The 11,796-nt window shown below is 62.2% G+C and carries 4 protein-coding genes and 4 pseudogenes; 4 read left to right on the forward strand and 4 right to left on the reverse strand.

Features of this window, described 5'->3' with window-relative positions; translation table 11 throughout:
• Positions 1 to 215: 215 nt before the first annotated feature.
• The 4 genes and pseudogenes from IB277_RS36480 to IB277_RS36495 all read left to right on the forward strand — a co-directional run bounded on the left by IB277_RS36480 (position 216) and on the right by IB277_RS36495 (position 4,039).
• A pseudogene (locus IB277_RS36480) lies at positions 216 to 1,003 on the forward strand (helix-turn-helix domain-containing protein).
• 254 nt (positions 1,004 to 1,257) lie between these two features.
• A pseudogene (locus IB277_RS36485) lies at positions 1,258 to 2,267 on the forward strand (IS30 family transposase).
• Between the two features lie 101 nt (positions 2,268 to 2,368).
• A pseudogene (locus IB277_RS36490) lies at positions 2,369 to 3,383 on the forward strand (IS30 family transposase).
• A gap of 449 nt (positions 3,384 to 3,832) precedes the next feature.
• The gene (locus IB277_RS36495; RefSeq protein WP_060520539.1) at positions 3,833 to 4,039 is read left to right on the forward strand and encodes a hypothetical protein; all 207 of its coding nucleotides are present in this window, start codon (positions 3,833 to 3,835) and stop codon (positions 4,037 to 4,039) included.
• A gap of 196 nt (positions 4,040 to 4,235) precedes the next feature.
• On the opposite strand, the gene gdhA is transcribed toward IB277_RS36495, so the two are convergent.
• The 4 genes and pseudogenes from gdhA to IB277_RS36515 form a co-directional block, all read right to left on the reverse strand.
• Positions 4,236 to 5,582: an NADP-specific glutamate dehydrogenase gene (gdhA, locus tag IB277_RS36500; RefSeq protein WP_089046067.1), complete on the reverse strand. Its 1,347-nt coding sequence runs from the start codon at positions 5,580 to 5,582 to the stop codon at positions 4,236 to 4,238.
• A 332-nt stretch (positions 5,583 to 5,914) separates the two neighbouring features.
• Entirely contained in the window at positions 5,915 to 7,240 is a 1,326-nt protein-coding gene (locus IB277_RS36505) for an HlyD family type I secretion periplasmic adaptor subunit (RefSeq protein WP_060520540.1), read from the reverse strand.
• A 61-nt stretch (positions 7,241 to 7,301) separates the two neighbouring features.
• A complete protein-coding gene (locus IB277_RS36510) occupies positions 7,302 to 9,998 on the reverse strand; it encodes a cadherin-like domain-containing protein (RefSeq protein ID WP_089046066.1) in 2,697 nt (898 codons plus the stop codon).
• A 40-nt stretch (positions 9,999 to 10,038) separates the two neighbouring features.
• Positions 10,039 to 11,789 (reverse strand): annotated as a pseudogene (locus IB277_RS36515) (type I secretion system permease/ATPase).
• Positions 11,790 to 11,796 lie beyond the last annotated feature (7 nt).

Consider the following 11,796-nt stretch of genomic DNA (forward strand, 5'->3'; position numbering starts at 1 on the left):
CGCCCCCGCTCCGCCCTTTCAACCCGGACCAGCCGGTCGGATCGGGGGCTGACTGGCAGAGCAAGCCGGCGGGCAGTGTCGCATTTCTAAATGGCTGGCGACGTCGCAGCCCTATTCAGCTTTGACAAAATCTGTAGCCGCAAAGTTAAAGTGTCCTGATCCTGCAAAGTTGGAATGTCACTCTCCCCGGGTTTTGATGACCTGGGAGGTTGCGGATGGGATTGATTGCGATGAGCGAGCGCGATCTGCAACGGATTGAGGTTTTGTCGAAGGTGATCGCCGGACGCATGACGTTGGCGTCGGCGGCGCGCGTGCTTGAACTGAGCACCCGTCAGGTCCGTCGTCTGCTGGAGCGGATCAACACTGGCGGCGCGGCTTCAATCCGGCATAAGGCGATCGGCCGACCCTCGAACAACCGGATCAGCGACGGTGTTCGGGATTCGACGACATGGAGGCTGGCAATGCATTTTTGCCTGGCTTCATAGAGCACTACAACGCGCGGTTTGCCATTGTCCCTGCCCGACCCGATGACCTGCACCGGCCGATGAACCTTGCACCGGATCGGCTGGCCGAGATCCTGTGCAAACGCGAGCAGCGCTATGTCGGAGCGCAACTGACGTTTTCGTTTGAGCGCCGGCGGATCATGCTCGAGGAGACCGAGGTGACGCGCGGTTTGGCTGGTCGCTATGTCGAAACCTATGCCTATGCGGATGGCCGATTGGATGTGCGGTGGAAAGGCCATTCCCTGTCCTACAGGGTGTTCGACAAGGACCAGCGGGTGACGCATGCGGCGATCACCGAGAACAAGCGGCTTTCCGATGTCCTGGCTTACATTAAGGAACGTCAGGACCAGCAGACGCAGCCGGCCGTGAAGACGAACAGCGACAAGAATGGCTACAAACCGCGTGGCCGCAAGCCGGGCAAGCGGACGGACTTCACGAACGATCCGGTGGTGATCGCGCGACGTGAGAAGGCCCTTTCCCGACTTGATGCTGCGGAATGATCCGTCATCGCAACATCTCAAAGCTAAAGCCGAAGAGGTGGCCACCACCCACCCCGATCTGATCTTGCAACCGGATCAGCCGGTCAGATCGGGGCTGGTCGTCGTGCCGTAGGGCAGCTCAAATTGACATTTTAACTTTGCGCCAAAGCGGACAGTTCAACTTGGCTGCCACAAAATCTGCAGCCGGGTGGGTTCAAGGATGAAGTGCGACTTGCGATAGATACCAATGGGTTGTCACTCGCAAGGAATGGCTCATGAGACGCACCTACTCCCAAATCGATATGGATGAACGTCGTAGGATCGCCGGTGGCGAGCGGCTGGCCTGAGTGTCACTGTGATCGCCGAGAAGCTTGGGCGGCATCGCTCGACGATTCTCCGGGAACTCAGCCGCAATGCTTTCGACGATGTGCAAATGCCGGAGCTCAGCGGCTACTACTGTGTCACGGCCAACGAGATGGCGCGTGAGCGCAGAGCCAAGCTGCGCAAGCTTGCTCGGTTTGCGCATGTGCGCCGATCGGTGATCGAGCGGATCATGCATGGCTGGTCGCCGCAGCAGATCGCCGGCCGCATGCGGCTTGAGCGTCATCCGATTTCCGTCAGCTACGAGACGATCTACAAATTCGCCTATTCCGCAGACGGCCTTGCCATCAAGCTGTGGCGGCATCTGCCGGAACGTCGCGCGAGACGTCGACCGCGGCATGCCAGGCGGCGCTACGGCCGCCGTTTCAGCCCGGAACTCAACATTCTCCATCGTCCTGACGCGGTCGACGAGCGCAAGCAGTTCGGTCATTGGGAGTGCGATCTCATTCAATTTCGCAAGAAGTTCGGCAAGGCCAATGTGACGTCGCTGGTCGAACGAGTCAGTCGCTTTGCCGTCTTCCTGCGCAACAACGACCGGCAATCGAAGCCGATCATGGACGGGCTGATCCAGGCGCTGCAGTCCCTGCCCCATCTCGCCCGCCGGTCGATTACCTTTGACCGTGGCACCGAATTCAGCGAATGGCCGTATCTCCAGGCTGGCATCGGAACGCAGACATGGTTCTGCGACCCGCAGGCGCCGTGGCAAAAAGGCACCGTTGAGAACACCAATCGCCGTGCTCGCAAATGGCTTTCGAGAGAGGTGGATCCTCTATCGATCACCGACGGTGACCTGAAGGACATTTGCGATCGGCTTAACTCGACGCCCCGAAAGTGCCTCGGCTATCGAACGCCCGCGGAAGTCTTCCGCAAGAAACTGCTCGCGCAAATGCGGCGTGTCGGTTAGCGTTGCACGCGCAAGTCGCAGTTCGGCGTGAACTCACACCGCGCGGATTCCATTTTCAAATGCAACGGAGGCAAATTGGCCATCGTTTCAGGAGGATGGATGTGGCCCGCTCTTTTGTGCAGTTGAGCATGGATGAACGCGGCGTCATTGCGCGGATGCATGAGAAGAAGATCAGCCAGGCGGAAACCGCGCGGACGCAGCGCCGGGACCGTTCGACCATCTGCCGCGAGCTACGACGGAATTTCTGGCACGACCGTGAAGTCCCCATTGCCGAGGGCTATTGGCACGTGACGGCTCAACAGATGGCTGAGGACCGGCGTCGGCGCTACCGGAAGCTTCTGCGCGACCCGCAGCTTTGCGCCGCGGTCATCGATCGTTTGAAGGATGGGTGGTCACCTGAACAGATTTCAGGTCGCCTAAGGCTCATCAGCGGGTCCTCGGCGCAACTGAGCCATGAGACGATCTATCAGTACGTTTACTCTCCGGAAGGTCAGGATCAGCAGCTGGGACGTCACTTGCCGGAACGACGACGCAAGCGACGCCCCCGATACGCGCGAAAGCCGAGAAGGCTCGTCTTTCCAATTGAATGCGCCATCCGTCACCGGCCAGACAGCATCAACTCCCGCAGCGATTTTGGTCATTGGGAGGCGGATCTGATGATCCTCAGGAAGGAACATGGATCGGCCAACATGGCCACTGTCGTGGAGCGCAAGAGCCGCTACACGGTTCTGTTTCGCAACAATGATCGAAGGTCGAAGCCGATAACAGGGCAAACTGATCAGCCATCTCGGCCCCCTACCCGCCCACGCCCGGCAAAGTCTGACGTTTTATCGCGGTTTGGAATTCGTCTCGTGGCGCGAGCTGGAAAAGGGCATGGGAACATCGGTCTGGTTCTGCGACCCGCAAGCGCCCTGGCAGAAAGGCACGGTCGAGAACACCAACAAGCGTGTTCGGCGTTACCTGCCGGCAGAGACCGTCGTCCTGGATGTGACCAATCAGGAGATCCGAGCATTGTGCGACCGTCTCAACACCACCCCGCGCAAGTGCCTCGGGTTCCAGACGCCGAAGGAGATCTTCAGCCAGTACCTGTTGGCTATGAAGGGTCAAAGCATGTAGGTTTCTCGCGATCGTTGCATTCAATCTGGAACCACCACCGCAAAGTTAAAGTGTCCTGATCCTGCAAAGTTGGAATGTCACTCTCCCCGGGTTTTGGTGAAGCGCCGGAGCGGGACGTAAGCTAAAAGATGCTCCGCAAACAGGCGCTTACGATTGTCGACTTCAGCAGCGCAACGGAGGCCGACGTCTCTCAAAAGATGACCCGAAGCCTTTGATAAGGCAAAGGCAATTGCAAAGCGGCATCAACCGCGGATTGACAGTCGGCGGAAATGGGCGGATAGCCCGGATGCCATTTTAAGGCTTCAAAGCACCCTGCAACCGGTTCTAGGGCTTTGGCAGCGATGCCGTTGACGGTTAGATGGGCCAAACCGGTTATGAAGCCGACCCCGGGCTCTCGGCCGCCCGGCAAAGCCACAAGAATTCTTCCACACGGACAATCAGAGGAAATCATGGAAACGGTAGAAATCAGCGATCGTAACGACTTTGCCCTTTGGGCCATTCAGCGCGCTCAGGAAATCGTGACGGGAGAAGGCGCAGCCTTCGCAATCGCAGCCCAGGGCGCAGACGAGGAAGCCCTGTCGCAAACCGCGGCCGCCCTCGGCCAGGCAATCAGCGATGCCATGCTCGAGGTTTTCGACGGTCTCGTCGCCTCATAAATTCTATCTGCGCCGATTGGCTCTTGCTACCGTCTCGCAACCCGGATCCGCGGGCGGCGTGGTATGGCCTCCCCATAGGATCGCGCGCCATGCTCACGAAACTAGCCGTGACCGGTGGTACTACAGTCTCAGCCCCAAGAGCTTCGACGAATTACTGAAGGAAGCCAGCGCAAGCCGGCTCCCTCCAGCAGAAGCATTAGATGACGCCGAGCGCGTCCATCGCTTCGGCGACCCTCACGAAGCCGGCGATGTTGGCTCCGAGCACATAGTCGCCGGGGTTCCCGTATTCCTCGGCGGTCTCGGCGCAACGGTCGTGGATCGACTGCATGATAATGGCAAGCCGTGTTTCGGTTTGCTCGAATGTCCAGCTGTCGCGAGAGGCATTCTGCTGCATCTCGAGAGCCGATGTCGCAACACCGCCCGCATTGGCGGCCTTGCCAGGGGCAAACATGACCCCTGCATCCTGAAAGATGCGAACCGCTTCCGGGGTCGACGGCATGTTTGCCCCCTCGCCTACTGCGATGACGCCATTCTTCACCAGAGTGCGGGCATCCTTGCCCGTGAGCTCGTTCTGGGTCGCCGAGGGCATCGCGACATCGCAAGGAACGTCCCAGACGGAGCCGCCCTCGACATAGTGTGCCCTGGAGCCTTTCAGCCTGGCGTACTCGGATATCCGCTCACGGCGAACCTCCTTGATCTGCTTGACCAATTCGAGATCGATCCCGTCCTCATCGACGACATAACCGTTGGAATCGGAGCATGCGACGATCTTGCCACCGAACTCCGCGACCTTTTCCATGGTGTAGATAGCGACGTTTCCGGATCCCGATACGGTCACGCGCCTGCCTTCGAAATCGAGGCCCTTGGTGCTGAGCATCCGCTGGACGAAGTAGGTCGCACCGAAGCCCGTTGCCTCCTTGCGTGCGCGCGAGCCGCCGTAAATCAGCGCCTTGCCCGTCAGCACCCCGGCCTCATACCGGTTGGTGAGCCGCTTGTACTGGCCGAACATATAGCCGATCTCCCGGCCTCCGACGCCGATATCGCCGGCAGGAACGTCCGTGTATTCGCCCAGATGTCGGTGGAGCTCGGTCATGAACGACTGGCAAAATCGCATGATTTCCCCATCCGTTCGCCCTCTCGGGTTGAAGTCGGAGCCGCCCTTGCCGCCGCCGATCGGCATGCCTGTCAGGGCGTTCTTGAAGGTTTGCTCGAAGCCGAGGAACTTGATGATCCCGACGTTGACGGAAGGATGAAAGCGTATCCCGCCCTTATAGGGCCCAAGTGCGGAGTTGAATTGCACGCGGAAGCCGCGGTTGATCTGTACCTGCCCGGCGTCGTCGACCCAAGGCACCCTGAAGATGATCTGCCGCTCGGGTTCGCAGATCCGTTCTATAAGGGCCTGTTCCGCATAGCGCGGATGCTTGGCAATGACACGCCCCAGACTTTCAAGCACTTCCCGCACGGCCTGGTGAAATTCCAGCTCGCCGGCGTTGCGCCTCAGCACTTCCGTTAGAATTGGTTCCAGCTTCTCATCGACATTCAAGATGGTTCTCCTCATGCGCGCAGGTTCTTAGGCGCAGACCCCTCGCGCATTATCGGAAGCTAGGCGGCAAGTGAAGATTTATTTCCCGCGGCCATGCAATTCGTGATTGCTTCCCTGGACGCCGTTTTCCTTGGGAAAAACAGGCCGCCTCCATGGCGCACTCGTCGCAGCCGACGTCACCACCTTAGGGCTCACGCTCGGCGTCCGCCAGGTGCGCAAGGCGTCCCTCTGATAGGTGCGCTCGCGATAGAGGCGACGATGCATGGTCGCCTCTATGGCCCCCTGCTCAAGGACAAAGTGCGGGCGCGCTCCCTCCACTGTGAAGCACGCAATCATTCCTCGCGGAAGGCTCGAAGCATTTGGTCGGTGAAGGGCTTTGTTAGATAGGAGATGGCCGTGCGCTCGTCCGTCTGGACATAGACTTCGACCGGCATGCCCGGCATCAGCTTGCGGTCGCCAAGCTTATTCAGCGCCTGGGTGATGTCGACCGTGGCGAGATAGTAGGGTTGTCCGGTGGCGCGATCGATGGTTGTTGCGGCGGCAACCACACCGACCTGGCCATCGAGTTCCGGGGTGGTGCGCTGATTGAAGACGGTGAAGCGCAGGCGGCTGGCCTGGCCCGGTGCGATACGGTCGATGTCGGCCGGCGGGATGCGGATTTCGACGGTCAGGTCGTCATCCTCGGGCACGATCGACATCACGCTGGCGCCGGGAGCGATGATGCCGCCGATGGTATGGACCTGCAGGTCGTAGACGAGCCCATCGACAGGCGCGCGCACCTCCATGCGCGACAGCCGGTCGCGGGCGGCGACCTCGCGCTCGCTGAGTTCGGCGATCTTGGCCTCGATGCCGACGATCTGGGTCTGGGTTTCCTTGCGGGTGTTCTGGTCGATGGCGAGCAGCTTGATGCGCAGTTCGCTGATCTGCCCGACGGCCTCGGCGATCCGCGCCACGAGTTCCCCCTTGGAGCCGTCGATCCGGGCCATCTGGCGCAGGAGATCACGGTGTTCGGAGACTGGCACCAGGCCGCTCTTCAGCAAGGTCTCGAGTTTGGCGATCTCCTTCCCGACGATCTCCCTTTCCGCGTCGCTCGATCCGGTCTGAGCCTTGAGGCCGCGGATCTGCTCTTCGAGCTGGGTGATCTGCAGGCGCATCTGCTCTTCCTGGCTGGTGATCATCCGGCGATTGGCCTCAAACAGCTTGAGCTCGCTGACCTTCAGCACCTCGCTGACATCGAGGCCATCGAAAGACACGGCGGCCTCGCCATCCCGCTCGGCCTTCAACCGGGCGCGCATGGCGTAGAACTGCTGCAACTGACCGCGCACGATCGCGAGCTCCACCCGGGTTTGCGTCTCGTCGAGGCGGATCAGCACGTCGCCCTTCTTGACCTGGTCGCCGTTGCGCACCGCAATCTCGGAAACGATGCCGCCGTCACGGTGCTGGATGAGCTTGACCTGCTGGGAGATGGCGACCTGGCCCTGGGTGATGACGGCCCCGGAAAGCCGGGCATGGGCGGCCCAACCGCCGACGCCGAAAAGCAGAGTGGCGGCAAAGGCAGCGGAGACGACGATGCGCGAGGTGATGCCGAACTGGCTGCTGTCCCGTGCGATCTTGTCTTCGACCTTGGTGGTCTTGGTCTCGTTCTCTCTGCTGATCATGGCCTTCTCCCGGTAACGCGTGACAGCTCTGGTTGATGCGGGTGGTGTTGCTTGCGATTGCTTAGACGGCGTCTCTCTGCTGCTCCGCGGCCGTCTCAATGGCGGCGAGAATGAAATCCTGCTCGGTCAGCGCGTGGCGGCCGGCGATCAGGAATTCGAGATCTTCGTCGCGCTCGAGATCGATGACGGCGCGCACGACCGTGCGCTCGCTGTCGCTGAAGGTCTCGTGATAGAAGGTGATGCGGTTGACCGGCGTCGGGCTGCCGTCATCGGCAAACGGCGCAAAGGCGAGGCCGCCGATGGCTTCGGCAATCTTCGACAGATCGATGCGGTCTCCGACCTGGAAGTCGCGGATCTCATCGCGCCCCTCCCCGCCATTGGCAAGGGCAGCGAGGCTGCGGAAGACGAAGATATCTGCGCCTGCGCCACCGGCCAGGAAGTTGACGGCATTGCTGGCGACGATGATGTCGTTGCCCTTACCGCCGATCGCGGTCTCGACGGAACTCAACCTGTCGTTGCAGATCTCGACACCCGTGGCAACGCCGCGGTCGAGATCGATCACCACCGCCTGTGTCGCTGCGGAGGCATCGTAGCGATCGACGCCGTCACCGCCGTCGATCGTATCGTCTCCGTCGTCGGTGCCGGGCAGGAGAACGACGACGAAGGTGTCGTTGCCATCTTCGCCCTTCAGTTCGTCGTCGCCAGCACCGCCGACGAGCACGTCATCGCCGTCGCGGCCGCGCAGCCTGTCGTCGCCATTACCACCGAATAGCATGTCGTCACCGCGGCTACCGGAGATCCGGTCGTTGCCGCGCCCGCCGACGATGATCTCGAAGTCCTCGATGCGATCCTCGCCGATCTCGTCGCCTTCGGCGATGCCGGCATCCATGTCGGCGAGAACCGCCTTCACCAGCGCGGACAGATCGAGCGTGTCGATGCCATCGCCGCCGCTATAGCTGTCGTTGCCGTCATCGTCGGCCTCGCCGCTGCCATCGAAGGCGACGACCACGATCGTGTCATTGCCGGCGCCTCCCGAGACGACATCGTCGCCATTGCCACCAATCAGCGTATCGTCCCCGGCATTTCCGGCAATGACGTCGTTGCCGTCATTGCCGATCAGCGTGTTGCAGTTCTCGTCGCCGGTGATCCGGTCGTCGCCGGAACCGCCGATCACGTCTTCGATGCTCTCGATCGTATCGGAGCCTATTTCCGCGCCGGTGGCCGTACCTGCGACGAGATCGATGACGACCGTCTCCTGTGCGCTACTGGCATCGATCGTGTCGTGGCCTTCGCCACCGGAATAGTGATCGTCGCCATCGCTGGCGGGCGGCGATGCGCTGCGGGTTTCATCGGCGGTGAGGCCAGCGACGATGATGTCATCGCCGGCGCCGGCAAGCACCGTGTCGTCGCCGGAGCCACCGGTCAGCCGGTCGCTACCGGCCCCGCCGTCGACGAGGTCGTTGCCGGCATCGCCATCGATAACATCGGTACCTTCCTCACCGAACAGGCGGTCGTTTCCCGCGCCGCCCGAGAGATAGTCGTCACCGGCCTCACCAAGCAGGATGTCGTCCCCCTCTTCCCCATAGAGGTGATCGTCCCCCATCCCGCCGAACAGAATGTCGTTGCCGCGCCCGCCATAGAGACGGTCATTGCCGGCCTCACCGTAAAGCGTGTCGTTGCCGTCGCCGCCGATGAGCGTGTCGTTGCCGCTGCCCCCCAAAATGGTGTCATCGGACTCGCGGCCATAGACGATGTCGTCGCCACCAAGGGCCGCAATGATGTCCTTTTGCGGCGTGCCGCGCATCACGTCGTCACCTTCGGTGCCCCTGATCTCGTTCGCCGGCCAGTCCATCAGCGTCATCAGCGCACCATTGACGGTACGGCCGGTGCCATCCGAGACCGAATAGGTGAAAGTGACCTCACCGAGATCGCCGCGTTCCGGCGTATAGAGCCACATGCCCTCGCCATAGGCGCGAATAGATCCATTCGATACCGTCAGGTTGGCGATCGACAGCCTGTCGTCGTCCGGATCGACCGTGTTGGCGAGAAGATCGTTCAACAGGATGACGGCCGAGAGGTTCATCAGGCCGTTGGCGAGCACATTGCGTCCGGTGACGACAGGAAGGCGATTGCTGCGGGCACTGCCGTCGTCGTCGTCACCATCGCCGGGACCACCAGGACCACCCGGCTCGTCATCGTCGTCGTCATCGCCGCCACCGGGACTGCCGTCATCGTCATCAGCATCGTCGTCCTCTACCCGGCCGGACGGCGAACTGCCGAAGGACGCCAGACCGGGGAAATCGAAACCCTGCGGGCCGTTGTCGTTGGCGGGGCGCGCGCTTGTCTTATAGGGCCGCTCGTCGATGAGATCGGTTGTGGGCAGGCCCTCGTCGAAAGCCAGCCGCACAGAGGAGCGCAGGCGGCCGAGCCTTGACGGCAAGGCCTCGTCCGGAAACGCCAGGTCTTGCAGAAGCCCCTGCACGTAAGCGGCGGCATCCTCGATCGCCCCGAGTGCCCCGGACATGTCGAGCACATCGCTCGGCTGGCCGGGACCGACCGGCTCGGGATTCGGATCGTGCTTCGCCGGTTCGCTTTCGCCTTCCTTGCTGCCGAACACTGAACCGAGCGCGCCGAGGAACAGCGCCGACAGCACCAGCCGCCCACGCTTGCGCCCGGGCTTGTCCGCGATCTCGTACCGGTTCATCGGCGCGATCGCCTGCTGGCTGTCGGGGCGCTTCAGGATGAGCTTTTCGTCCATGACATCCTCCTCGGCCTGCGGCCGAACCTCTTAAGGTCTCTCACTCAGCCGCCGCCGACACCCGTTGCGGCGGTTGTCCGCCGGCATCCGCACGCCGGGTCTTTTCGACCACCAATGGCCGGGTCTTTTGCGACGGCAGGATCTCCTCCTTCGGACCGAAGGCGACCAGCCGTCCGCCCTGCACCAGGCCGATCATGTCGACCGTCTGCAAGGCGCTCGGGCGATGGGCGACGATGACGACGATGCCGCCGCGCTCGCGCACATTGAAGATCGCCCGGTTGAGCGCTTCCTCGCCTTCGGCGTCCAGGTTGGAGTTGGGCTCGTCGAGCACCACGAGAAAAGGGTCTCCATAGAGTGCGCGTGCCAAGGCGATGCGCTGTCTCTGGCCCGCGGACAGGGCGGTTCCATGGGGACCAAGCTCGGTCTGGTAGCCATTCGGCAAGTGCACGATCATCTCGTGAATGCCGGCGGCCTTGGCGGCGCGGATGATCGCCCGCGCATTCGGCGCTTCAGCGAAGCGCGAGATGTTGTCGGACACGGTGCCATCCATCAGCGCCACGTCCTGCGGCAGGTAGCCGACATGCTGGTTGAACAGCCCCTCCGGCCACTGACTGAGATCGGCGCCGTCGATGCGCACAGCCCCGCGCAGCACCGGCCAGATGCCGAGTATGGTGCGAGCGAGCGTCGTCTTGCCGCCACCCGACGGGCCAATCAGCCCCACGGCCTGGCCGGCCTTCAGTTCGAGGCTCACCTCGCTCAGAAGCACCGCGCCAGTCGAAGGCGCAACCGTCGTCACCTTGTCGAGGCTAAGGCTCTGCTGCGGCGCCGGCAGGTCGAGATTGCCGCTGCGTTCGTCGAGCACGCCGAGCGTCTCGTTGAGGCGGTGATAGCTGCGGCGGGCGGCGACGACGCCCTTCCACTGCGCGATTGCCAGGTGACCGGCGCCAGTGCCCGGGCCGTCACGATCGACGAGGCAATGATCGAGCCGGCCGACATCTGTCCGCGGATCGCCAGATAGGCGCCGAGCCCGAGGATCGCCGATTGCAGGATCATGCGCAGCACCTTCGACAGGCCCGACAAGGTGCCGCCGATGTCCGAGGTTTTGGTCTGACAGTCGAGGTGGCGACGATTGGCCTTCTCGAAGCGCGCCACGGCCCGGCCGGTCATACCCATGGCGTGCAGCACGTCGCTGTTGCGGGCATTGCTTTCGGCAATCGAGCTGCGCGCCACGGAGGCCTTGATCGTCGGGCTGGAATGGCGCCGCGTCATCACTTCGGCGATCACCGTCAGCAGCGCCAGAACCAAGGCGCCGCCGAGCGTGAGGTAACCCAGCATCGGATGCAGGAGCCAGACGAAGGCGAGATAGATCGGGATCCAGGGCAGGTCGAACAGCGCCACCGGCCCCTGGCCGGCGAGAAAGCCGCGCAGCGTGTCGACATCGCGGCCGCGTTCCGTCGCCTCGGCGGTCGAATAGCCGAAGCGCGGCATTTCGATCACCACCTTGTGGGCGAGCGGTGCCAGTTCCGCATCGAGCCGCGCGCCGAGACGCACCAGGATCTGCGAGCGGATGACATCGAACAGGCCCTGGAACAGGTAAAGCCCGACCGCGAGTACCGATAGCGCCACCAGGGTGGAGATGCTGCCGCTGGTCAGCGCCCGGTCATAGATCTGCAGCATGTAGAAGGCGCCGGTCAGCGCCAGGATGTTGATGATGCCCGAAAGACCGAAGAGATAAATCAGGATACCGCGCATGCCGCCGATCTTGTGTTGCGGCTCTTTCTTCTTGCTCATGATGAGA

The organism is Ensifer sp. ENS07 (assembly GCF_014852185.1).
GTDB classification, from domain to species: Bacteria; Pseudomonadota; Alphaproteobacteria; order Rhizobiales; family Rhizobiaceae; genus Ensifer; species Ensifer adhaerens.

Bases quoted from the DNA above. Each gene is read 5' to 3' on its own strand.
- IB277_RS36495 (WP_060520539.1), top strand. From the start codon at position 3,833: ATGGAAACGGTAGAAATCAGCGATCGTAACGACTTTGCCCTTTGGGCC.
- IB277_RS36505 (WP_060520540.1), bottom strand. From the start codon at position 7,240: ATGATCAGCAGAGAGAACGAGACCAAGACCACCAAGGTCGAAGACAAG.
- IB277_RS36510 (WP_089046066.1), bottom strand. From the start codon at position 9,998: ATGGACGAAAAGCTCATCCTGAAGCGCCCCGACAGCCAGCAGGCGATC.